Annotated in this window: 21 protein-coding genes and 1 riboswitch; of the genes, 10 read left to right on the top strand and 11 right to left on the bottom strand. The window is 71.4% G+C overall.

Annotation, left to right across the window (positions count from 1 at the left end):
• Window positions 1-46 precede the first annotated feature (46 nt).
• The 3 genes from ACIBBB_RS11915 to ACIBBB_RS11905 form a co-directional block, all read right to left on the bottom strand.
• Window positions 47-442: a DUF3040 domain-containing protein gene (locus ACIBBB_RS11915; RefSeq protein ID WP_398980898.1), complete on the bottom strand. Its 396-nt coding sequence runs from the start codon at window positions 440-442 to the stop codon at window positions 47-49.
• A 285-nt stretch (window positions 443-727) separates the two neighbouring features.
• Window positions 728-1,513 carry a class I SAM-dependent methyltransferase gene (locus ACIBBB_RS11910; RefSeq protein ID WP_398980897.1) on the bottom strand — a complete coding sequence of 262 codons (786 nt, stop codon included), beginning with the start codon at window positions 1,511-1,513 and terminating at the stop codon, window positions 728-730.
• Window positions 1,514-1,606: 93 nt separating this feature from the next.
• Entirely contained in the window at window positions 1,607-2,146 is a 540-nt protein-coding gene (locus ACIBBB_RS11905; RefSeq protein WP_398980896.1) for an SAV_6107 family HEPN domain-containing protein, read from the bottom strand.
• A gap of 200 nt (window positions 2,147-2,346) precedes the next feature.
• Here ACIBBB_RS11905 and ACIBBB_RS11900 point away from each other — a divergent pair, with 200 nt between their 5' ends.
• The 3 genes from ACIBBB_RS11900 (at window position 2,347) to ACIBBB_RS11890 (ending at window position 5,498) form a co-directional block, all read left to right on the top strand.
• On the top strand, window positions 2,347-2,955 hold the full coding sequence (locus ACIBBB_RS11900) for a TetR/AcrR family transcriptional regulator (RefSeq protein WP_398980895.1): 609 nt from the start codon (window positions 2,347-2,349) through the stop codon (window positions 2,953-2,955).
• 280 nt (window positions 2,956-3,235) lie between these two features.
• Complete coding sequence (locus ACIBBB_RS11895; RefSeq protein WP_398980894.1) at window positions 3,236-3,844, top strand: DUF4126 domain-containing protein; 609 nt, start codon at window positions 3,236-3,238, stop codon at window positions 3,842-3,844.
• Window positions 3,845-3,956: 112 nt separating this feature from the next.
• A complete protein-coding gene (locus ACIBBB_RS11890) occupies window positions 3,957-5,498 on the top strand; it encodes a phytoene desaturase family protein (protein WP_398980893.1) in 1,542 nt (513 codons plus the stop codon).
• 63 nt (window positions 5,499-5,561) lie between these two features.
• Here the strand turns inward: ACIBBB_RS11890 and ACIBBB_RS11885 are convergent, their stop codons facing one another.
• From ACIBBB_RS11885 to ACIBBB_RS11865, 5 genes are all read right to left on the bottom strand, one after another.
• Window positions 5,562-6,575 carry a hypothetical protein gene (locus tag ACIBBB_RS11885; protein WP_398980892.1) on the bottom strand — a complete coding sequence of 338 codons (1,014 nt, stop codon included), beginning with the start codon at window positions 6,573-6,575 and terminating at the stop codon, window positions 5,562-5,564.
• A 51-nt stretch (window positions 6,576-6,626) separates the two neighbouring features.
• Window positions 6,627-7,544: a methylenetetrahydrofolate reductase [NAD(P)H] gene (gene metF / locus ACIBBB_RS11880; protein WP_398980891.1), complete on the bottom strand. Its 918-nt coding sequence runs from the start codon at window positions 7,542-7,544 to the stop codon at window positions 6,627-6,629.
• A gap of 170 nt (window positions 7,545-7,714) precedes the next feature.
• Window positions 7,715-8,374: a thiamine phosphate synthase gene (gene thiE / locus ACIBBB_RS11875; RefSeq protein WP_398980890.1), complete on the bottom strand. Its 660-nt coding sequence runs from the start codon at window positions 8,372-8,374 to the stop codon at window positions 7,715-7,717.
• A 168-nt stretch (window positions 8,375-8,542) separates the two neighbouring features.
• Window positions 8,543-8,908 carry an Rv2175c family DNA-binding protein gene (locus tag ACIBBB_RS11870; RefSeq protein WP_031231907.1) on the bottom strand — a complete coding sequence of 122 codons (366 nt, stop codon included), beginning with the start codon at window positions 8,906-8,908 and terminating at the stop codon, window positions 8,543-8,545.
• Between the two features lie 113 nt (window positions 8,909-9,021).
• Window positions 9,022-10,185, bottom strand: coding sequence for an NAD(P)/FAD-dependent oxidoreductase (locus ACIBBB_RS11865; protein WP_398981301.1), 1,164 nt, complete (start codon window positions 10,183-10,185; stop codon window positions 9,022-9,024).
• A gap of 163 nt (window positions 10,186-10,348) precedes the next feature.
• Window positions 10,349-10,463: riboswitch (TPP riboswitch) on the top strand.
• Between ACIBBB_RS11865 and thiO the strand changes: the two genes are divergently transcribed.
• The 5 genes from thiO to ACIBBB_RS11840 all read left to right on the top strand — a co-directional run bounded on the left by thiO (window position 10,460) and on the right by ACIBBB_RS11840 (window position 16,059).
• A complete protein-coding gene (thiO, locus tag ACIBBB_RS11860; RefSeq protein ID WP_398980889.1) occupies window positions 10,460-11,719 on the top strand; it encodes a glycine oxidase ThiO in 1,260 nt (419 codons plus the stop codon). Its footprint overlaps the riboswitch before it by 4 nt.
• A gap of 105 nt (window positions 11,720-11,824) precedes the next feature.
• Window positions 11,825-12,037, top strand: a complete 213-nt coding sequence (gene thiS, locus ACIBBB_RS11855) for a sulfur carrier protein ThiS (RefSeq protein WP_398981299.1) — start codon at window positions 11,825-11,827, stop codon at window positions 12,035-12,037.
• A gap of 5 nt (window positions 12,038-12,042) precedes the next feature.
• A complete protein-coding gene (locus ACIBBB_RS11850) occupies window positions 12,043-12,837 on the top strand; it encodes a thiazole synthase (RefSeq protein WP_398980888.1) in 795 nt (264 codons plus the stop codon).
• Window positions 12,838-13,002: 165 nt separating this feature from the next.
• A complete protein-coding gene (locus ACIBBB_RS11845) occupies window positions 13,003-15,174 on the top strand; it encodes a PASTA domain-containing protein (RefSeq protein ID WP_398980887.1) in 2,172 nt (723 codons plus the stop codon).
• A gap of 3 nt (window positions 15,175-15,177) precedes the next feature.
• Window positions 15,178-16,059, top strand: a complete 882-nt coding sequence (locus ACIBBB_RS11840; RefSeq protein ID WP_398980886.1) for a deoxyribonuclease IV — start codon at window positions 15,178-15,180, stop codon at window positions 16,057-16,059.
• A gap of 243 nt (window positions 16,060-16,302) precedes the next feature.
• On the opposite strand, the gene ACIBBB_RS11835 is transcribed toward ACIBBB_RS11840, so the two are convergent.
• A complete protein-coding gene (locus tag ACIBBB_RS11835; protein WP_398980885.1) occupies window positions 16,303-16,935 on the bottom strand; it encodes a sulfite oxidase-like oxidoreductase in 633 nt (210 codons plus the stop codon).
• 151 nt (window positions 16,936-17,086) lie between these two features.
• Here ACIBBB_RS11835 and bfr point away from each other — a divergent pair, with 151 nt between their 5' ends.
• Window positions 17,087-17,566, top strand: a complete 480-nt coding sequence (gene bfr, locus ACIBBB_RS11830) for a bacterioferritin (RefSeq protein ID WP_398980884.1) — start codon at window positions 17,087-17,089, stop codon at window positions 17,564-17,566.
• Between the two features lie 26 nt (window positions 17,567-17,592).
• Here the strand turns inward: bfr and ACIBBB_RS11825 are convergent, their stop codons facing one another.
• Window positions 17,593-17,913 (bottom strand): bacterioferritin-associated ferredoxin, encoded by a 321-nt coding sequence (locus ACIBBB_RS11825; protein ID WP_398980883.1) that lies wholly within the window; start codon window positions 17,911-17,913, stop codon window positions 17,593-17,595.
• 188 nt (window positions 17,914-18,101) lie between these two features.
• Window positions 18,102-19,457 carry a class II 3-deoxy-7-phosphoheptulonate synthase gene (locus ACIBBB_RS11820; RefSeq protein ID WP_398980882.1) on the bottom strand — a complete coding sequence of 452 codons (1,356 nt, stop codon included), beginning with the start codon at window positions 19,455-19,457 and terminating at the stop codon, window positions 18,102-18,104.
• Between the two features lie 289 nt (window positions 19,458-19,746).
• On the opposite strand from ACIBBB_RS11820, the gene ACIBBB_RS11815 reads away from it, so the two are divergent.
• Window positions 19,747-21,687 carry an anthranilate synthase family protein gene (locus ACIBBB_RS11815; protein ID WP_398980881.1) on the top strand — a complete coding sequence of 647 codons (1,941 nt, stop codon included), beginning with the start codon at window positions 19,747-19,749 and terminating at the stop codon, window positions 21,685-21,687.
• Window positions 21,688-21,712: the final 25 nt, after the last annotated feature.

The raw sequence follows: 21,712 nt of genomic DNA, 5'->3' as shown, positions 1-21,712 counted from the left end.
AGCCGCACCACTACTACAAGCTTGGCTCGGGAACCTCTGCGCCGTACTACTGACCCTGCTCGTCACGGCGGCGCTGCCATCGCTGCTCGATCCGGTTCATGAACGAGCGGCGCTGCCGAGGTTCTCGACGGTCGGCCGTGGCTTCCCCGGACGGCTGCTGCTCACCCGGTTTCGGGGCCTTGCGCCAGCCGGTGACCGCGAGGACCGCGCAGCCCAGCATGACGAGGAATCCCACCACGCCGATCCAGATCTGCTTGGCGACCATACCGGTCATAAGGAGCGCGATACCCACCAGAAAGCCGGCGACCGCCTGGTAGACCCGTCGCCGGGTATACCTACGCAGCCCGCTTCCCTCAAGCGCTGTCGCGAACTTGGGATCTTCGGCGTACAGCGCTCGCTCCATTTGCTCGAGCATTCGCTGCTCGTGCTCCGAGAGCGGCACGGAGTCCTCCTAGTCGTCGGTCGCGGGGGGCGACCGGTATGCGGCCCCTTCAGGATAGGCAGGGAATCGCCCCCGTGAAACCCGCCCTCTACGCCATTTCGCCAATCCGGGCCGCCATGCCGACTCGGCCGCTGAGGCGTTGATTCCCCAACAGTCGACCCGTCATGCCGGAAGGCGTACCCCGATCATACGGCGCCGAAGGCTTTGCCGGGGGGCCTGTGGCGCACTCCATCCAGAGCTGCGTTGCTGATCAGCCCGGCGATCAGTGCTCCGGGGCGTCCGCCGTCAGGGCCGCTTCTCTCCCAGGACGTGCAACTGGCTCGCGACGGAGTGGAAGGACGACAGTTCGGCGGCGGCCGCCTCAAGCTTCAGGAGGGCCTCCAGAGCGCCCGGCTGAGTGTCCACCAGGACACCCGGAACCAGGTCGGAGAAGACCCTGACACCGTGCACCGCGCCCACGTCGACACCGGCCTTGTCGACCAGTTCCTTGAGCATCTCGACGGTGAACCGCCTGGGCACCGGGTCGCCTTCGCCCCAGCGTCCCGCCGGGTCCGTGAGCGCCTGCCGGGCCTCGGTGAAGTGCCCGGCGAGCGCCCTGGCGAGGACGGCACCGCCGAGGCCCGCCGCGAGCAGGCTCAGCGCACCGGAGGGGCGCAGCGCCTCGACCGCGTTCCGGACGCCCTCGGCCGGGTCGTCGACGTATTCCAGGACTCCGTGGCAGAGCACCGCGTCGTAGCCGCCGCGCCCCACGACCTCGAACAGGCCGTGGATGTCGCCCTGGACGCCGGTGACACGGTCGGCGACACCGGCCTCGGCGGCCCGGCGCTCCAGCGCGAACAGCGCGTTGGGGCTGGGGTCGACGACGGTCACCCGGTGCCCGAGGCGGGCCACGGGCACGGCGAAGTTGCCCGTGCCGCCCCCGGTGTCGAGAACGTCCAGGCCCGCCGTACGCACCGCTGCGGCGCGGCTTTCGAGGGCGATCTTGAGCACCTCCCAGACCACGGCGGTGCGCAGGGAGCTACGGGGGCGCGACGGCGTCTCTCCACCGAAGGCAGGGGAAGGGTCCGACACGGCAGTTGACTCCTCGGCGCGGTGCCGCCCCAGGTCGCGGGGCGTGAACGGTGCAGGCACCGCACAGCCTATTGCCTCCGTCGGCCGTCCCCGTCACCCAACGGCGCCGCCCTTCTCCGGCTGTTCGGCCCTCGGCTGGGGCAGCACCGGTTCGAGCACGAGCAGCCGCTCCACGAGGCGCAGGAACATCGCCACGTCGCGCAGCAGATCGTCCGCGTCGCGGCTGCTCGCCGCACCCTGGATGCCCGCCTCCGCCCGCGCCCTGCGGGTGGCTCCCGAGGCGAACAGGGCGCTCCACTCGGTGAGCTCGGGGGCGATCTCGGGCAGCACTTCCCAGGCGCTCCGTATGCGCCTGCGGCGCGGGCTCGTGGGCTCGGGACGGCCACGGGCGGCGAGGACCGCCGCCGCGGTGCGCAGGGCGGCCAGATGGGCTGTGGCGTAGCGCTCGTTGGGTGCGTCGAATGTGGCGGCCTCGTCCAGTCCCGAGCGGGCCTGGGCGAGCAGGTCGAGGGCGGCGGGCGGCGCGGTCGCGCGCCTCAGGACGGGGTGGACATCGGTCGCGGCGCCGGTCAGTGAGGGGGCAGGGCCGCCTGTGCTTCGCCGGTGTGCGGCTGCGGCGTAGGAACTGGCCATGACGAACCTCCTGGTCGTCTCTGTGACGGCTCTGTGGCCGTATGTGTCCATCGTGGAGTACGCCACTGACAATCGGCCCTGACCTGCGCTTTTGCATCACTTGCGGGTGCGGAGCGGATATGGGGGACATTGGACCGGCCCGATCCCCCAGTGAGTCTGTGGGTCGGGTGCGTACCCCGACACCTGTGAGAATCGGGCGCATGGACAGGAGCAGCACCCGCAGGCAGGCCACCCGTCAGAAGCTCTACGAGGCCGCGGTGACGCTCATCGCCGAACAGGGCTTCTCGGCGACGACCGTGGACGAGATCGCCGAACGCGCCGGAGTCGCCAAGGGCACGGTCTACTACAACTTCAAGAACAAGAACGAACTGTTCGAGGAGCTTCTGCGGCACGGCGTGGGCCTGCTCACCGACTCCCTCCAGACCGCGGCCGACGAGACGGCGAAGCGCGGGGGGACCAGCGTCGAGGCGCTGGACGCCATGGTCCGCGCGGGGCTCGGCTTCATCGACCGCTACCCGGCCTTCACCCAGCTGTACGTGGCCGAACTCTGGCGCACCAACCGCGCGTGGCAGTCGACGTTACTGGTGGTGCGTCAGCGGGCCGTCGCCGTCGTGGAGAAGGTGCTCCAGGAGGGGATCGACGGCGGTGAACTCAGCCGTGAGATCGACATTCCGCTGACCGCCGCGGCGTTGGTGGGGATGGTGCTGGTGGCGGCCCTGGACTGGCAGGCGTTCCAGCCCGAGCGGTCGATCGACGACGTGCACTCCGCGCTCTCGCTGCTGCTGCACGGCCGGGTCGGCGGCAGCTGACGCCCCGGCAACGGAAAGTGCGCCGCTCCGACCGGGCTTCCTCACCAGCCCCGACCGGAGCGGCGCACTGCCCACCCCCGTAGCGGTCGGGGTGCCACGCCGCTCCGCCGCCCCGTGCCGGCGGTTTCGGCGTCGCGCCCCTCCCGTGCCCCTCACTCTTCCGTCTTCGCAGGTGAGGGCCTATCCGCGTCTCTACTCATCTCATGTACTAGGTACGGATACTCACGACCCCGTTCCGGAGCTCACCCGTCCGGCCGAGTCTCTGGCTACGATCGCGTCCGTGTCCGTACTCCCCCTTGTCTTCACCAGCGGCTGGGCCAGCGGGATCAACGCCTATGCGGTGGTGCTCCTGTTGGGCGTCTTCGGCGCGACCGGGATGACCGACGAGGTCCCCGAGTCGCTCCAGCGGACCGACGTCCTGGTCGTCGTCGGTGTGCTCTTCGTCTGCGAGGCGGTGGCGGACAAGATCCCGTACGTCGACACGGTCTGGGACTCCGTGCACACCGTGATCAGACCGGTCGTGGGCGCGGTGGTCGCGGCGCTGCTCGCCGGAGAGAGCGGCTCGCTCCCGGAGATCACGGCGGGCGCGGTGGGCGGATCGACCGCTCTGGTGAGCCATCTGGTGAAGGCCGGCACGAGGATGGCGGTCAACACCTCGCCGGAGCCGTTCAGCAACATCGCCGTCAGCACCGCGGAGGACCTGGGCGTCGCCGGGATCATCACCTTCGCGATCTTCCACCCGCTCGCCGCGGCGGTCGTCGCGGGCGGCCTCCTGCTGATCGGCATCGTGATCATCTTCTTCGTGGCCTCGAAGATCCGGCGGTTCCGGCGGCGCAGGGCCCGCAGACGCGCGGAGCGGCGCCTCGCCACGACCTGGCCACCACTCTGACCGCGGCGGTCGCTGTCCCGGCGCTCGCGAGTCCCGTTCCGCCGAGTCCGGCGCCGCCCGCCGCGCCTCCCGCGCGCGACGGAGGAAAAACCGGCCGCTAAGGTCCACTTCCATGGCACGGATTGCGGTGATCGGCGCCGGGATGGGCGCGATGGCGGCGGCTGCCCGGCTGGCGGTGGCGGGGCACCGGGTGACGGTGTACGAGCGCTCCGCGACGTACGGCGGGGCCCTCGGCCGGTTCGAGCGCGACGGGTTCGCCTACGACACGGGGCCTGGGCTGCTGCATCTGCCCGCCGTCTACCGGGATTTGTTCGTCAAGACCGGCAAGAAGCCGCTTGAGGAGTGCGTGCGGATGACCCAGGTCGACCCGGCGAGCCGTCATGTCTTCCCGGACGGCACCGATGTGTCCCTGCCGAACGCGTCGCGCGCCGGTGTCGTCGCGGCCCTGGACGCCGCGCTCGGCGCGGGCGCGGGCGTGCGGTGGGGCGAGTTCCTGGGGCGGGCCCGGGACGCCTGGGACCGGTCGCGGCGGCCTCTGTTGGAGGAGCCGCTGCGCGAGGACTGGCAGGTGCTGGGCCGCGATCCGTATCCCGCCGTCCGGCAGCGGAGGCTGCTGCGCGGGCCCCGGCCGGCAGGCACCCTCGCCGAGGTGGGGGCGCGGGAGCTGGCGGATCCGCGGCTCGCCGCGCTGTTGGAGGGGTACGCCCTGGCGTACGGGCTGGATCCGCGGCACACCCCGGCGGGCGCGGCCCTGCTGCCGTACATGGAGCAGACCTTCGGCAGTTGGTACGTACAGGGCGGGATGCGGGCGCTGGCGCACGCGGTGTACGAGCGGTGCCTGGAGCGCCGGGTGGAGTTCGTCTTCCACGCCGAGGTGACCCGGATCGTCGAGAAGGACGGCCGCGCGGCCGGTGTCGAGCTGGCGCCGGGGACCTCGGCCGGTCCCTCGGCGGTCGTCGGGGCGGACCATGTGGTGGCGGGCACGGCTCCCGCCGCCCTGGCGGACCATGAGTTGTGGCGGGACGACGACGTAAGGCCCCCGGGCGGGGGCACGGGCGGCGGCGGGACACCGTCGGTTCCCGGCAGGTTCACGGTGCTGCTGGCCCTGCGGGGAGGCAGGCCGGACGGCGCGGCGCACCGTACGGTGGTCCACTCCCCCTCAGGCATCGGCGAGGCCGCCGCCGTCTTCTCCGGGCGGACGGCGGAGCGGCCCACGGTCACGGTGCTGCGGCCCGACGATCCGACGGCGCGTCCGGACGGCGGGCACGAGACGGTCACCGTCACGGCGACCGTCGCACCGCAGGGTCCGGTGGACTGGACGGACCCCGGGCTGCGTGAGCGGTACGCCGATGTCCTCGTGGCGGCGGCCGGCGCCGCCGTGCCTCAGCTGCGGGAGCGGCTGCGCTGGCGGGAGGTCCGTACGCCGGCGGACACGGCGGCCCGGACCGGGGCGCGCGGAGGTTCGGTGCCCGCGCCGTCGCTGGCGGGTGCCGAAGGCCGGCTGCTGCGTCCGGCGAACACCACGCGGCTGCCGGGGCTGTATCTCGTCGGCGGTGAGGCGCACCCGGGTGGCGGGCTGGCGCACGCCGGGATGTCCGGAGCGCTGGTCGCGGGGCTGATCGTCGAGGGTGCGGGCTTCCGCGGCTCGCGCTGAATCGCTCCGCCGTCGCGTGAACTCGCGAATACGTGGCGGGAGTTGAGCGCCCGTCAGGAGCGGTCAGTAACGGTAGCGCTGCTCGTCGTAGTTGGGGTCGTAGCCGTACTGCTGGGGCTCCTGCTGCGGCATCGGGGGGACATTCTCACCCTCGCGCTGCTGCGGGACCCAGACCCCGCCGGACGGCGTCTCCGCGCCGTACTCGGGCTGGGCGCTCTGACCGTTCTGGTCGCCGTAGGGCTCGGCGTACTGCTGCTGGCCGCCGTAGCTGTCGTACGAGCCGTAGGACTCGCCGCCGGTGGTCGCGCCGCTGTACGGGTCGGTGTAGGCGGCGTACTGCTGCTGGCCCGTGCCGTAGTCGTACTGCCCGCCCTGGCCGTTCTGCGCCGCGTACGGGTCCTGTTGGGCGCCGTACGCGTCCTGGCCGCCGTACACGTCCTGGCCCTGGCTCGCGTACGGGTCCGCGGCCCCGTACACGTCGGAGGTGCCGTATCCGTCCTGGGGGCCCTGGCCCGCGTAGGCGTCGTGACCGGCGTAGGTGTCCTGGCCCGCGGGTGCGTCGTAGCCGTGGTACGGGTCGTAGTCGCCGTACTGGGTCGCCTGATAGGCGGCGTCGCTGTACACGCCGTACTGCCCGGTCTCGTCCGGCATGGGCTCCGGCTCGTAGACGGAGGCGGCGTACGGGGGCTCGCCGGGGACGGGACCGGCGGCCTGGGCGGGGTCCGCGGCGACGGGCTGGTACTCCAAGTCCGAGACTTCCAGGCTCGGTTCGCGGTTCTCGGCCTCACCGCCGCCGGCCCTGCGGCGCCGGCTGGCGCCGGGGCTGCCGCCGATCGCCCAGCCGGTGGAGAAGCCGCGGCGGAACGAGAGCGTCACATAGGTCTGGCCGACCGCGAACGCGATCGCGCCGACCGCGATGACCGGGACGGAGGCGAGCAGGACACCCAGCACCACGCCGACGAAACCGGTGAAGGCGAGGAGCCGCCAACGGAGCCGCGCCTTGTACTGGAGCAGTACTTCGCCCAGCAGCCACAGCGCGACGATGCCGAACGCGATGTAGAGGACCGTCCAGCCCATGCCCGCCCCTCTCCTGCGGTCGCCGCCCCGGGGCGGGGCGGGTACGACCGGTCACGACTGCTCGTGCAGTCCGAGATTCTCGTAAATTTCGAGCGTCGCCGTGGAGTTGTTGAGTGTAATGAAGTGGAGTCCGGGAACACCCTCCGCGCGCAGCGTCGCGCAGAACTCCGTCGCGTACTCGATACCGATGGAGCGTACAGCGGCGGGATCGTCCTTGACGGAGAGGATCCGCTCTTTCAGCGCCGGGGGCAGCGAGGCATTGCTGAGCTGCGAGAAGCGCTCGATCTGGCGGACGTTGGTGACCGGCATGATCTCCGGGATGATCGGCGTGTCGCAGCCCGTGGCCGCGACCTTGTCCCGCAGCCGCAGATAGTCCTCCGGGTCGAAGAACATCTGGGTGATCGCGTAGTCGGCGCCCGCCCGGCACTTGGCCACGAAGTGCCGGATGTCGCTCTCCCAGTCGGACGAGCGCGGGTGCATCTCGGGGAAGGCCGCGACGCCGACGCAGAAGTCGCCGGACTCCTTGATCAGGCGGACGAGATCGGCCGCGTACCCCACGCCCTCGGGGTGCTTGATCCACTCACCCATCGGGTCGCCGGGCGGGTCTCCGCGCACGGCGAGGATGTTCCTGATCCCGGCGTCCGCGTACTGGCCGATCATGTTGCGCAGCTCCGCGACCGAGTGGTTCACGGCGGTGAGGTGGGCGACCGGGATGAGGGTGGTGTCGGAGGCGATGCGCTGGGTCGCCTTGACCGTTCCGGCCCGGGTGGAGCCGCCCGCGCCGTAGGTCACGGAGACGAAGCTCGGGCCGACCGCCTCGACCCGGCGCAGCGCGTTCCAGAGGTTGCGCTCGCCTTTCTCCGTCTTGGGCGCCCAGAATTCGAACGAGTACGACAATTTGCCGGTCGCAAGCAGGTCACGCACCGTACGGGCGTGATCCGTCCTGGTCGAAGCTGTGCCAAGGGCCATACCCGAAGGCTATCGAGGCCGCGGCGATCACCCAACCAGAGCAGGGCGATTTGTCCAATTGACACCATCCCTGTCCATCCCTCGGACGGTGCGGACAGCGAAGATCGAGGACGGACGGGGTGCGCGCCTCCGGCGCCGGGGGTCAGGCGCTCGATGTCGGGCGCCCGGTGTCAGGCGACGCGGTCGCGAACGCGCTTGGCGAGACCGGCCGCCGCCATGGCCGGATCGTCCGCCTCCGTCACGGCCCTGACGACCACGACCCGGCGGGCCCCGGCGTCCAGCACCTCGTCGAGGTTGCCCGCGTCGACCCCGCCGATCGCGAACCACGGGCGCCGGGTGGCCAGCGATGCCGCGTACCGCACGAGGTCGAGCCCCGGCGCGTGCCGGCCGGGCTTGGTGGGGGTGGGCCAGCAGGGACCCGTACAGAAGTAGTCCACGCCGGGCTCACCGGCCGCCGCCATCGCCTCGGCCTCGGAGTGCGTGGAGCGGCCGATCAGCAGGTCCGTACCGAGGATGGCGCGGGCGGCGGACACGGGCAGGTCGCCCTGGCCCAGGTGCAGCACGTCGGAGCCGATGGCGTGCGCCACGTCGGCCCGGTCGTTCACGGCGAGGAGCTTGCCGTGACGCCGGCAGGCGTCGGCGAAGACCTGGAGGTGGTCCAGCTCCTCGGCCGCCTCCATGCCCTTGTCACGCAGCTGCACGATGTCCACACCGGAGGTGAGGACGGCTTCCAGGAACTCGGGGAGATCCCCCTGCCGCTTCCGCGCGTCCGTGCACAGATAGAGCCGGGCGTCGGACAGCAGATCGAGTGCGCTGGGCGCTGCGGGCATGCGGGTCTCCCCCGTCGGATCGGTGTCCTCGGACGGCCCAGATCGGCGTCCCCGGACGGCCGTGCTCGGATCAATGTCTGGCGGATCAATGTCTGTCGGATCGGTTCTCTGGGCCGGCCGTACGCGGGGCGGAGCGCCCCGCCCCGCGTACGGCCGGTGGTGGTGTCGTCAGACGGCGAGCGCCTGAGCGCGGCGCTTCACCTCCGTACCGCGATTCTCGCTGAGGGCCTGCGCGGGCGTGCCCGGCAGGGACGGGTCGGGAGTGAAGAGCCACTCAAGCATCTCTTCGTCGGTGAAGCTGTCGTCCCTCAGGAGCGTCAAGGTCCCGGCGAGGCCCTTGACGACCTTGTTGCCGTCGATGAAGGCGGCCGGCACCTGAAGCGCGCGGTTCTCCCCGCGGCGCACGGCGATCAGCGTGCCTTCCTTCACCAGCTGACGCACACGCGTCACCTCGATATCCAGCATCTCGGCGATATCGGGCAGGTGAAGCCAGGCAGGGACGAGAGCATCGATCTTTGCGTCAATCTCAGTCACAGGACAAGCCTGCCATCCCGGACTGACAGTCGGAAGCCGAGCCGGGCACCGAACGGGTCGCCGGGCACCGCGTCGGCCGGGGGACGACAGCGCGGGGGCGGGATCGGCAGAGGTCAGAGAACGGTCGATTTCAGCGGTACGGCGGGGTCGGCCGCCCACTCGGTGTCGATCCGCGCGCCCGACGCGACGAGCTTGCGGCCCTGCGCCAGATCACGCGGCCGGCCGACGGTCATCAGCGCCACCAGCGCCCCCTCGCGCAGCCACAGGACCGACCAGGCGGCGGTCGCCGGGTCGCCGCGCCACAGCAGCGTGTCGGCCCGCGCGTGGTGGCCCGCGTACTGCACGAAGCGGCCGAACTGTTCGGACCAGAAGTACGGCACGGGGTCGTACGGCTCGTGGGCCTCCCCCACGATGTCGGCGGCGACCGTGCGCGGCCCCTGGAGCGCGTTGTCCCAGTGGTGCACCAGCAGCCGCTCGCCGTAGCGGGCCGAGGGGAAAGAGGCGCAGTCCCCGACCGCGTACACGTCGGCCCGTGAGGTACGCAGCCGGTCATCGGCGGTGACGGCACCCTCGGGGCCGGTCACGATGCCGGAACCCGCCAGCCAGCCCGTGGCGGGTCTGGCGCCGATGCCCACGACGACCGCGTCCGCCGCCAGTTCGCGGCCGTCGGCGAGGAACACCGTGCCGGGCCGGACGCCCGCCACGCGCGCGTTGGTGAGGAGTTCCGCGCCGCTCTCCGCGTACCAGTCCTCCATCGGAGTGGCGACCTCGGCCGGCAGTGCGCCGGCGAGCGGACGGTCCGCGGCCTCCACGACGGTGACCGCGCAGTCGGCCTCCCTGGCGGCGGTGGTGAACTCGGCGCCGATCCAGCCCGCGCCGACCACGACGATCTGGTTCCCGCGGTCCAGGATGGGGCGCAGCCGCGCGGCGTCGTCCAGGGTGCGCAGCAGATGGACACCGGGCACGTCCTTCGCGCCGGGGAGCGTGACCGGTTCGGCGCCGGTGGCGAGGACCAGTACGTCGTACGGGACCGGCCCCGCCTCCGTGTCCACCTCGTGGTCCTCGGGGCGCACGCCGGTCACTTCGAGCCCGAGCCGCAGCTCCAGGGAGAGCGCGTCGAAGTCCACGTCGAAAGCCGAACCCTCCGCCGTCCCAAGGAGGACGGCTTTGGAGAGTGGGGGCCTGTCGTAGGGCTGGTGGGGCTCGGCTCCGACGAGGGTGACGGGGCCGCCGTACCCCAGTTCGCGCAGTGCGACGGCGGTCTGCACACCCGCCATGCCCGCGCCGACGATGACGGTGCGCCGCCCGTCCGCCTGCTTCCGCTGCTCGTTCACCTGATCACCTTAAGGACCCGGCCGGGACGACGACTCCCTTACAGGGCACGGCGACCGGGGGTTACCCTGACCCGGAAGCACTTATCGGCAGTAGCGAACAAGAGACTTCACACCTCGCGGGAGCCCGTACGCACCGGGCTGAGAGGGAGGCTGACGCGGCCTCCGACCGTACGAACCTGATCCGGGTCATGCCGGCGAAGGGAGGAGCTGGACGCCCATGCGCTCATCTCACGTTCCGTTGGGGGAATCCGGTCCGGAGCCGTCTCCGGGCAGGTCTCCGGACCCGTCCGCCGGCCCAGGTCCCCGGCACACCGACGTCCTGGTCGTCGGGGGCGGCGTCATCGGCCTCGTCACCGCCTGGCGCACGGCGCAGCGCGGGCTCCGCGTCACCGTCGTCGATCCCGAGCCGGGCGGCGGGGCCGCCCAGGTCGCCGCCGGGATGCTCGCCCCCGTCAGCGAACTCGACCACGGCGAGCAGACCCTGCTGGGACTGAACATCGCCTCGGCGCGGCTCTATCCCGACTTCGTCGCCGAGCTGGAGTCCGCCACCGGCCAGGACACCGGCTACCGCGCCTGCGGCACGCTCGCGGTCGCTCTCGACACCGACGACCGCGCGCGACTGCGTGAACTCCACGCCCTCCAAAAGAGGTCGGGTCTGGAGTCCGAATGGCTCACCGGACGCGAGTGCCGGCGGCTGGAGCCGATGCTCGCTCCGGGCGTACGCGGCGGCCTGCGGGCCGACGGCGACCACCAGATCGACCCGCGCAGGCTCGCGGCGGCCCTCGTGACGGCCTGCGAGCGGGCCGGGGTGGTCTTCCACCGGGCCTGGGCCGAGAGGCTGCGGGTGGTTCGGGACCGGGCCGCCGGAGTCACCGTCGGCGGCGGCGCCGATCTCGACGCCGAGCAGGTCGTCATCGCCGGTGGCAGCCTCAGCGGACGGCTCGCCGGAGTGCCGGACGACGTCCTGCCGCCGGTACGGCCCGTCAAGGGCCAGGTCCTGCGGCTGACGGTGCCGCGCCCGTACGCGCCGTTCCTGTCCCGGACACTGCGGGCCGAGGTCCGCGGCAGCCACATCTATCTGGTGCCCCGCGAGAACGGCGAATTGGTCGTGGGCGCCACGAGCGAGGAGCTCGGCTGGGACACGACGGTGACGGCGGGCGGGGTGTACGAACTCCTGCGCGACGCCCATGAACTGCTCCCCGGCATCACCGAACTGCCGCTCACCGAGACCCGCGCCGGGCTGCGGCCGACGTCACCGGACAATGCCCCCCTGCTCGGGCCGACCGCCCTGCCGGGCCTGCATCTGGCCACCGGGCACCACCGCAACGGGGTGCTCCTGACGCCCGTCACGGGCCAGGTGATGGCCACCGTGCTCACGACGGGCGAACTCCCCGACGACGCACGACCCTTCACACCGGACCGCTTCTCGCCCGCCTTCGCGCCCCGCCCCTCGCCGGGCCTCTCCCCCGCCGTCTGACGTAGGTCAGGAGCAGCACGCATGACAGACACCGTGAATCCGTCCGTGAATCCGTCGGTGAACCCGCACACTGATCCGTGCGTCGATCCCTCCGCCGATCCGCCCGTGAACCCCTCCGTGACCGTCTCGGTGAACGGAGAGGCCCGCGTCCTCGCCGGCCCCGTCACCCTCGACGTCCTCGTCGCGACCCTCACCCCCGCCCCGTCGGGCGTCGCCGCCGCGCTCAACGAGACCGTCGTCCCGCGCGGGCGCTGGTCGGCCACCACCCTGTCCGACGGCGACCGCGTCGAAGTCCTCACCGCTGTCCAGGGAGGCTGAACCAGATGTCCGACGACAGGCTCGTCATCGGCGGCACCGCCCTCGACTCCCGGCTCATCATGGGGACGGGCGGCGCGCCCAGCCTCGACGTACTGGAAAGGTCGCTGACCGCGTCCGGCACCGAACTCACCACCGTCGCCATGCGCCGGCTCGACCCCACCGTGCAGGGCTCAGTGCTGTCCGTGCTCGACCGCCTCGGCATCCGGGTGCTTCCGAACACGGCGGGCTGCTTCACCGCGGGCGAGGCCGTCCTCACCGCCCGGCTGGCGCGTGAGGCGCTGGGCACCGACTGGATCAAGCTCGAAGTGGTGGCCGACGAACGGACACTGCTGCCCGACCCGATCGAACTGCTCGACGCCGCCGAGACGTTGGTGGACGACGGCTTCACCGTGCTGCCGTACACCAACGACGATCCCGTGCTCGCGAGGAAGCTGGAGGACGTGGGCTGCGCGGCGATCATGCCGCTCGGCTCCCCGATCGGATCGGGTCTGGGCATCCGTAACCCGCACAACTTCCAGCTGATCACCGGCCACGCGCGCGTGCCCGTCATCCTGGACGCGGGTGCGGGCACGGCGTCGGACGCGGCGCTCGCCATGGAGCTGGGCTGCGCCGCGGTCATGCTGGCGTCGGCGGTCACACGCGCCCAGGAGCCCGTCCTGATGGCCGAGGCGATGCGGCACGCGGTCGAGGCGGGCCGGCTGGCGCACCGCGCGGGCCGCATCCCGCGCCGGCACTTCGCCGACGCCTCGTCCCCCAAGGAGGGGCTGGCGATGCTGGACCCGGAGCGGCCGGCCTTCTGACGGCGTTCTGACGGGGTCCGAGGGCGCTCTGAGGGACGGCGGCCGGAAGGCTGTCGGCCGATTGCCGCGATGTGGTGTGTGTGCTGTCACAAGACGGCTCCATTGGGGCGTCCGGCCTCACCCGGGGCTGCGGGAGTGTCGGTGGCGGCTCGTAGACTCGGGCGGGTGGATACGACAGTCAAGGACCCTCTTGTCGGGCAGGTGCTCGACGGCCGTTACCGCGTCGACGCGCGCATCGCCGTCGGCGGCATGGCCACGGTCTACCGCGCTGTCGACACCCGCCTCGACCGGGTCCTGGCCCTGAAGGTGATGCACCCGGCGCTGGCGACCGACTCCGTCTTCGTGGAGCGCTTCATCCGCGAGGCCAAGTCCGTGGCGCGGCTGGCGCACCCGAACGTGGTGGGCGTCTTCGACCAGGGCGCCGAGGGCGCGTACGTGTATCTGGCGATGGAGTACGTGGAGGGCTGCACGCTGCGGGACGTCCTGCGCGAGCGCGGCGCCCTCCAGCCGCGTGCCGCCCTCGACATCCTGGAGCCGATGCTGGCCGCGCTGGGCGCCGCGCACCGGGCCGGCTTCATCCACCGTGACATCAAGCCGGAGAACGTCCTGATAGGGGACGACGGCCGGGTGAAGGTCGCCGACTTCGGTCTCGTACGGGCCGTCGGCTCGGTCACCAACACCACCGGCACGATCCTCGGCACGGTCTCCTATCTCGCCCCGGAGCAGATCGAGTACGGCACGTCCGACACCCGGGTCGACGTGTACGCGTGCGGTGTCGTCCTGCACGAGATGCTGACCGGCGCCAAGCCGCACGGCGGGGACACCCCCGCGCAGGTGCTCTACCTCCATCTGAACGAGGACGTGCCCGCGCCGTCCGCCGCGGTGCCCGGAATGGCGGTCGAGCTGGACGAGCTGGTCGCGGCGGCCACCGCCCGTAATCCGGAGATCCGCCCCGGGGACGCGGTGGCGCTCCTCGCGAAGACCCGGGAGACGCGCGCGGCGCTCGACGACGCGCAGCTGGACGCGATGCCGCCGCAGGCCACGACGTCCACGATGAAGACCACCTCGGCCGCCGCCGGGGCCAGGGACGACACGGACGGCGCGAGCGTGGGCGCCGCCTCGGAGCCGTCCCAGGACAGCCACGACAGCGCCGACGGCGGGGCCGGGCGCTCGCGGGACGCCTCCCTCGCCTCGTACGCCCCCTCCGGCGGCGCCCCGGCCACCGGTACGGCCGATGGCCTCGGCGACGGCTCCGACGACCGTACGAGCGTGATTCCGCGCCTCGTCCGCTCCCAGGCCTCGCCCGACGGATCCGGTACGCCCGACCCGGCCGCCTCCCTGGGAGACGACCAGGTCCGCCGCACCAGCCGGCTCACGATGCCGCCGCCCGGACCGCCCGCCCCTCCGCAGCGGCCGCCCGTACGCCGCCGGGCCGGACGGAGCGCCTCAGGGCCCCGCAGGGGCGTCGTCGCGATCGTGGTGGCCGCGCTGCTGGTGCTCGGTGTGGGCGTCGGTGTCTGGTACATCAACTCCGGGCAGTTCACCCGTGTCCCCTCCGTCCTCGGCCAGACCGAGCAGGTCGCGAAGAAGCGCCTCGGCGACGCCGGTCTGGACGCGAAGGTCGAGAACGACTTCAGCGGGACGTTCGAGCGCGGCACGGTCATGCGCACCGACCCCGAGCCGCGGTCGCGGATAAGGGGCAACGGGTCGGTGACCCTCGTCATCTCACGCGGCCCGGAGATCGTGCGGGTCCCGGATCTGGCGGGCAAGTCGCTGGCCGACGCCAAGGACGCGCTGAAGGAGGCCGGGCTGGCGCCCGGCGTCATCACCCGCTCCTTCGACCAGGAGACCGACCAGGGCGACATCATCCGCACCCAGCCGAAGGCGGGGACAGAGCTGCGGCCCGACGCCGGAGTGGCGCTGGTCGTCAGCAAGGGCAGTCCGGTCCACATGCCCGACGTGACCGGTCGGTCCGAGGAGGAGGCGACCGCTTCCCTGGAAGACGCCGGTCTCGATGTGAAGATCGCGGCCGAGCGGGTCAACTCCCCCGAGGACGAAGGGTCGGTGGCCAAGCAGTCCGCGAAGGAGGGCACCAGGCTCGCCCGCGGCGACGGCGTCACGCTGACCATCTCCAAGGGCCCGCGGATGATCGCCGTCCCGGACGTCACGGGCAAGTCGATAGACGCCGCCAGGACCGAGCTGTCGGAGGCGGGCTTCGAGGTGAAGGTCGACCGGAGCTTCCCGTTCCTGGACGACACCGTGTCGAAGCAGTCCGTCGACGGCGGCGAGGACGCCCCCGAGGGCAGCACCATCACCATCACGACCAAGGGAATCTGAGGCTTGACGCTCCCCGACCGCCCGCGCAATCCCGTAGGCGGCCATGTTCCGGTGGCGGGCGGCCTCGCCCGCGTGGGGCTGGCCTGGGCGCGTGACATCGGCGCCGAGACCGTCCAGGTCTTCGTCGCCAACCCCCGGGGCTGGGCGACACCGGCCGGGAATCCGGCGCAGGACGAGCTGTTCCGCGCGGAGTGCGCGGCCGAGGGGCTGTCCGCGTACATCCACGCCCCCTACCTGATCAACTTCGGTTCCCACACGCCGGAGACGGCCGAGAGGTCCGTGGAGTCGCTGCGGCACAGCCTTCGCCGGGGCCGGGAGATCGGTGCGCCGGGCGTGGTGGTGCACACCGGTTCGGCGACCGGCGGGCGGACGCGCGAGGTGGCGCTGGCGCAAGTACGGGAGCGGCTGCTGCCGCTCCTCGACGAGCTGACGCACGACGACGACCCGTATCTGCTCCTGGAGTCGACCGCGGGGCAGGGCTCCTCGCTCTGCTCGCTGGCGGAGGACTTCGGTCCGTATTTCGCCGCGCTGGACTCGCACCCCAAGCTCGGTGTCTGCCTCGACACGTGCCATATCTTCGCGGCGGGCCACGATCTGGCAGCGCCCGGCGGGACACACCGGACGCTGGACGAACTCGTGGGGACGGTGGGTCCCGGGAGGCTGCGGCTGATCCACGCCAACGACTCCAAGGACGTCTGCGGCGCGCGTAAGGACCGGCATGTGAACGTCGGTGCGGGGCATGTCGGGGAGGGGCCGTTCCGGGCGCTGTTCTCGCATCCGGCGACCGAGGGTGTGCCGCTGGTGATCGAGACCCCCGGCGGCAAGGAGGGTCACGCGGCGGACGTGGCTCTTCTCAAGAAGCTGCGCGAGGACGGACAACCGTAGGGCCCGGCAAGACACCCTCCAGGGCCTGTCCCGCCGGACAGGGCCTGGGCCATGCCCGACACATGGCGCCGTCCGCCCGCGGGGCGGGGCGCGCGCCCGCCGCGGAGCGGCTGATGACTCGTCGGCGCGTACGATCGCAAGGCGGAGGATCATTCTCGTACTGGACGTACGTGAATGAGTCCGACAACGCGGCGAGCGTGCGTGCCGGGCGTCGCACGCCAGGCGGAATTTCTCAGACGCGGCCTAGAGTTCGGGACCGTCCCCGGGACCTTCCTGGTAGGAGTAGCGCTGTTCTCCCCAGGGGTCGCCGATGTTGTGATAGCCGCGCTCCTCCCAGAAGCCGCGGCGGTCGGCGGTCATGTACTCCACACCTCGGACCCATTTCGGGCCTTTCCACGCGTAGAGATGCGGGATGACGAGCCGCAGCGGAAATCCATGCTCCGCGGTGAGGAGTTCGCCGCCTTTGTGCGTGACGAAGACAGACCGTTCCGAGGCGAAGTCGGCGAGCCGGATATTGGCGCTGTAGCCGTACTCGGCCCAGACCATGACATGGGTCACGGTGGTCGCCGGCGGAGCCAGTTCCAGGATCGTACGGGCGAGCACACCGCCCCATTCGGCCCCGAGCATGCTGAATTTTGTCACGCAATGCAGATCGGCGACGACTGTCGAGAACGGCAGGGCCGAGAACTCCTGGTGATTCCAGCAGCGCTTGTCACCGTCGGCCGTGGCGCCGAAGACCCGGAACTCCCAGCGGTCCGGTTTGAACTTGGGCACAGGCCCGTAATGGGTGACCGGCCAGCCGCGCTGGAGCCGCTGCCCCGGCGGAAGCCCGGACTGCGCCGACTCCCGCTCTTCCCGGCTTTCCGGCTGACCCATGCCTTCCATGGTGACAGACCGCGAAGGGTGGTCATGACCAGGTACGACCCGATTCGGGCAACTACTACTAAGGATGGACTTACTGGACGCCTTTCAGGCACGGTGCGAGGATGCGCGAACTGCCAGTCCCCGTGCGGAAGGAGTCTCTGCGATGCAGGGCGACCCCGAGGTCATCGAGTTCCTGAATGAGCAGCTGACCGCCGAATTGACCGCCATCAACCAGTACTTCCTGCACGCGAAAATGCAGGAGAACTTCGGTTGGACGAAGCTCGCGAAGTACACCCGGTCCGAGTCGTTCGACGAAATGAGGCACGCGGAGGTTCTGACCGACCGGATTCTCTTCCTGGACGGCCTGCCGAATTATCAGCGGCTTTTCCATGTACGTGTCGGCCAGACCGTCACCGAGATGTTCAACGCCGACCGGCAGATCGAGATCGAGGCGATCGACCGTCTGCGGCGCGGGATCGAGGTCATGCGGGCGAAGTCCGACATCACGTCCGCGAAGATCTTCGAGTCGATCCTCAAGGACGAGGAGCACCACATCGACTATCTCGACACCCAGCTGGATCTGGTCGAGAAGCTCGGTGAGCCGCTGTACATCGCCCAGCTGATCGAGCAGCCGGACAGCTGACCGGCGGCCGTCGGAGCGTCCGCGCGTCAGGCGGCTTCCAGGCCCGCCGAGGTGGCCACGCCCGGTACGGCACCCGACCGCGCGAACACCGGCTGGGGGATCGCCGTCTGAGGAACCGCAGGCTGAGGGATCGCCGTCTCCGCGGTCACGGGCTCCGCCGCCGTCCCCAGCAGCTCGCGGCGCGGGCAGCCGCCGCGCCCGAGGAGCGACTGGATGCTGCGCACGCACGACCCGCAGTCCGTGCCCGCCTTCGAGGCCGAGGCGATCTGGCGGGGGGTGCACGCACCCGCCTCCGCGTGTTCCCGTACCTGCTGCTCGGTGATTCCGAAGCATGAGCAGATGTACACGCGGTTCACCTCCGGGCGGGATCGTTGGCAGGCGCCGTCCCCGTACTGAACGGTGAGGCAAACCTAACCTTACCCGCCGCCCGGCGCATAGGACAGGCCCCCGTACACGGGTGGGGCGCGGATCACATCGCGATCCGCGCCCCACTTCTCGTACGTGCCGGCCTGCCTGCCGCGGCGGCCGTGACGCCCTACTGCGCCCGGTACATCTCCGCGACCAGGAAGGCCAGATCGAGCGACTGGCTGCGGTTGAGCCGGGGGTCGCAGGCCGTCTCGTACCGCTGGTGCAGGTCGTCGACGAAGATCTCGTCGCCGCCGCCCACACACTCGGTGACGTCCTCGCCCGTCAACTCGACATGGATGCCGCCCGGGTGCGTGCCCAGGGCCTTGTGGACCTCGAAGAAGCCCTTGACCTCGTCGAGCACGTCGTCGAACCGGCGGGTCTTGTGGCCGGACGCCGCCTCGAAGGTGTTGCCGTGCATCGGGTCGGTCACCCAGGCGACGGTCGCGCCGGAGGCGGTGACCTTCTCGACCAGCTCGGGGAGCTTGTCCCTGACCTTGTCGGCGCCCATCCGGACGACGAAGGTCAGCCGGCCGGGCTCACGCTCGGGGTCGAGCCGGTCGATGTAGCTGAGCGCGTCGTCCACGGTCGTCGTCGGGCCGAGCTTGACGCCGATCGGGTTGGCGATCCGCGAGGCGAACTCGATGTGCGCGCCGTCCAGTTGACGGGTGCGCTCGCCGATCCAGACCATGTGGCCCGAGACGTCGTACAGCTTGCCGGTGCGCGAGTCGACGCGGGTCAGCGCCGACTCGTAGTCGAGGAGCAGCGCCTCGTGCGAGGAGAAGAACTCGACCGTACGGAACTCCGCCGGGTCCGTGCCCGCCGCCTTCATGAAGTTCAGCGCGTTGTCGATCTCGCGGGCGAGCCGCTCGTAACGCTGGCCGGACGGGGACGACTTCACGAAGTCCTGGTTCCAGGCGTGCACCTGGCGCAGGTCCGCGTAGCCACCGGTGGTGAAGGCACGCACCAGGTTGAGCGTCGCTGCGGACGCGTGGTACATCCGCTTCAGGCGCTCGGGGTCCGGGACCCTGGCCGCCTCGGTGAAGGCGAAGCCGTTGACGGAGTCGCCGCGGTAGGTGGGCAGCGTCACGCCGTCACGCGTCTCGGTGGGCTTGGAACGCGGCTTCGAGTACTGGCCCGCGATCCTGCCCACCTTCACCACCGGTACGGACGCCGCGTAGGTGAGGACCGCGCCCATCTGGAGCAGGGTCTTGAGCTTGCTGCGGATCTGCTCGGCGGACACGCCGTCGAAGGCCTCGGCGCAGTCGCCGCCCTGGAGCAGGAACGCCTCGCCCGTGGCGACGGCTCCCATCCTGGCGCGCAGCTGGTCGCACTCGCCCGCGAAGACGAGCGGCGGATAGCTTTCGAGCTCCGCGACGGCAGCGCGCAGGGCCTCGGCATCGGGATACTCGGGCTGCTGCGCCGCGGGGAGGTCTCGCCAGGTCGCCTGCACGGCGGGTGCTCGGGTGTCAGCGTTCACGGTCACGCGGACAACATTACGGTGTCCCGGGAGCCGTCCATGCCTTCTCTCAGTGGTTGAGACGCGTGTCCACGGTCGTTTCACGGGCGGGGGATGTCGGTTATGCTCCGCGACATGTCGACGCAGCTGAACCAGGCTTGGTGGCGGACCGCACATCCGGCGGTCCGCTGATTCACGCGCTCGACACCGAATCGCAAGGCCGCCCGAGGGGCGGCCTTCCGTGTTTCCCGGCCCGCCGGCCGACACGGACCGGGAATCGGGGCCGTTCCTCTCCTCCGGAAGGAACCCACCCCGCATGGACACCACCCGCACGGACACCCGCGCACTCCTGGCGAGACTCCTCGACGACGGCTGCCCGCCCTTCGCCCTGCTGCGCCGCCGCACGCCGGGGCGGGACCACGACATCGTGGAGCTGCTCGTCGGCGACGTGCGCGAGGCGGCGCGGCTGGCCGACATCCCGGCCGACGACGAGCGCCCCTCGCTCGCCCTGGTGCCGTTCCGGCAGATCCGGGAGCGCGGTTTCGAGGCGCACGACGACGGCACCCCGCTGGCGGTGCTGGTCGCCGACGAGTCGTACGAGCTGCCGCTCGCGGAGGTCCTCGCGCATCTTCCCGCGCACCGCGTCCACGTGGAGGACGGCGCCTTCGATGTCGACGACGAGCGATACGCGGAGATCGTCCGGCGTGTCGTCGAGGACGAGATCGGGCGCGGCGAGGGCGCCAACTTCGTGATCCGGCGGACCTTCGAGGGCCGGATCCCCGGTTTCGGGCGCGCCGACGCGCTCGCGCTCTTCCGGCGGCTGCTGGCCGGTGAGCGGGGCGCGTACTGGACGTATGTGGTGCACACCGGGGACAAGGGCGGTCGGACCCTGGTCGGGGCGAGCCCCGAGGTGCATGTGCGGATGAGCGGCGGCACCGTCGTGATGAATCCCATCAGCGGGACGTTCCGCTATCCGCCCGAGGGGCCGACCACGGAGGCGCTGCTCGACTTCCTCGGTGACCGCAAGGAGACCGACGAGCTGTCCATGGTCGTCGACGAGGAACTCAAGATGATGTGCACCGTCGGCGACATGGGCGGGGTGGTGATCGGCCCCCGGCTCAAGGAGATGGCCCATCTCGCGCACACGGAGTACGAGTTGCGCGGGCGGACCTCGCTCGACGTCCGTGACGTCCTGCGGGAGACGATGTTCGCCGCGACCGTCACCGGATCGCCGGTGCAGAACGCCTGCCGCGTCATCGCGCGGTACGAGCCGCTGGGGCGGGACGGCACGGGGCGCGGCTACTACGCGGGCGCGCTGGCCCTCGTAGGAAAGGACGCGGGCGGGGCCGGGACCCTCGACTCCCCGATTCTGATCCGGACGGCCGACATCGACGCCGACGGCAGGCTGCGCGTGCCGGTCGGAGCCACGCTCGTCCGGCACTCCGACCCGGCCGGCGAGGTCGCCGAGACCCATGCCAAGGCGGCGGGGGTGCTGACGGCGCTGGGCGTGCGCTCGGGGCGGCCGGGCGGCTCCTCCGTACGGAAGGCGCTCGCCGACGACCCGCGTGTACGTTCCGCGCTGGACTCGCGGCGCGCGCATCTGGCGCCGTTCTGGCTGAAGATGCAGGAACGGTCGGCGTCGCTGACGGGGCACGCGCTGGTCGTCGACAGCGAGGACACCTTCACGTCGATGCTCGCGCACCTGCTGCGCTCCGCCGGTCTGGACGTGACCGTACGGCGCTACGACGAACCCGGCTTCAGCACGGAGGCGGCGCTCGCGCACCGGGGGCCCGTGGTGCTCGGCCCGGGGCCGGGAGACCCGTCGGACGCCACCGATCCCCGGATGCGTACGCTGCGGGCGCTGGCCGCGGCGCTGCTGCGCGAGCACCGGCACGGGCTGCTGGGTGTCTGCCTCGGCAACGAACTGATCGCGGCGGAGCTGGGACTCAGGACGGCGCGCAAGCGGCTGCCGTACCAGGGCGCGCAGACCCGGATCGAGCTCTTCGGCCGGACGGAGACCGTCGGCTTCTACAACAGCTTCACCGCCCGCTGCGACGACGCGGGTGCGGCGGCGCTGGCGGCGCGGGGCATCGAGGTGGGCCGGGACGGTGCGGGAGAGGTGCACGCGCTGCGCGGGCCGGGCTTCGCCGGGGTCCAGTTCCACCCGGAGTCCGTACTGACGCTGCGCGGGCCGGAGATCGTCGGTGATCTGCTCGCCGGCGCGATGCGCGGCAGCGGGGCGGAGAGCCCGCGCTGACCGACCGGCGGACGGCCGTACGTAC

Origin of the sequence: Streptomyces sp. NPDC051217 (assembly GCF_044455465.1) — a bacterium.
Taxonomy (GTDB): domain Bacteria; phylum Actinomycetota; class Actinomycetes; order Streptomycetales; family Streptomycetaceae; genus Streptomyces.
This window is presented reverse-complemented; position numbering and strand designations above follow the sequence as displayed.

Coding starts and splice junctions, on each gene's coding strand:
- ACIBBB_RS11905 (WP_398980896.1), bottom strand. CDS start 2,146: ATGGCCAGTTCCTACGCCGCAGCCGCACACCGGCGAAGCACAGGCGGC.
- ACIBBB_RS11900 (WP_398980895.1), top strand. CDS start 2,347: ATGGACAGGAGCAGCACCCGCAGGCAGGCCACCCGTCAGAAGCTCTAC.
- ACIBBB_RS11890 (WP_398980893.1), top strand. CDS start 3,957: ATGGCACGGATTGCGGTGATCGGCGCCGGGATGGGCGCGATGGCGGCG.
- ACIBBB_RS11885 (WP_398980892.1), bottom strand. CDS start 6,575: ATGGGCTGGACGGTCCTCTACATCGCGTTCGGCATCGTCGCGCTGTGG.
- metF (WP_398980891.1), bottom strand. CDS start 7,544: ATGGCCCTTGGCACAGCTTCGACCAGGACGGATCACGCCCGTACGGTG.
- thiE (WP_398980890.1), bottom strand. CDS start 8,374: ATGCCCGCAGCGCCCAGCGCACTCGATCTGCTGTCCGACGCCCGGCTC.
- ACIBBB_RS11865 (WP_398981301.1), bottom strand. CDS start 10,185: ATGGCGGGTGTGCAGACCGCCGTCGCACTGCGCGAACTGGGGTACGGC.
- thiO (WP_398980889.1), top strand. CDS start 10,460: ATGCGCTCATCTCACGTTCCGTTGGGGGAATCCGGTCCGGAGCCGTCT.
- ACIBBB_RS11850 (WP_398980888.1), top strand. CDS start 12,043: ATGTCCGACGACAGGCTCGTCATCGGCGGCACCGCCCTCGACTCCCGG.
- ACIBBB_RS11835 (WP_398980885.1), bottom strand. CDS start 16,935: ATGGGTCAGCCGGAAAGCCGGGAAGAGCGGGAGTCGGCGCAGTCCGGG.
- bfr (WP_398980884.1), top strand. CDS start 17,087: ATGCAGGGCGACCCCGAGGTCATCGAGTTCCTGAATGAGCAGCTGACC.
- ACIBBB_RS11815 (WP_398980881.1), top strand. CDS start 19,747: ATGGACACCACCCGCACGGACACCCGCGCACTCCTGGCGAGACTCCTC.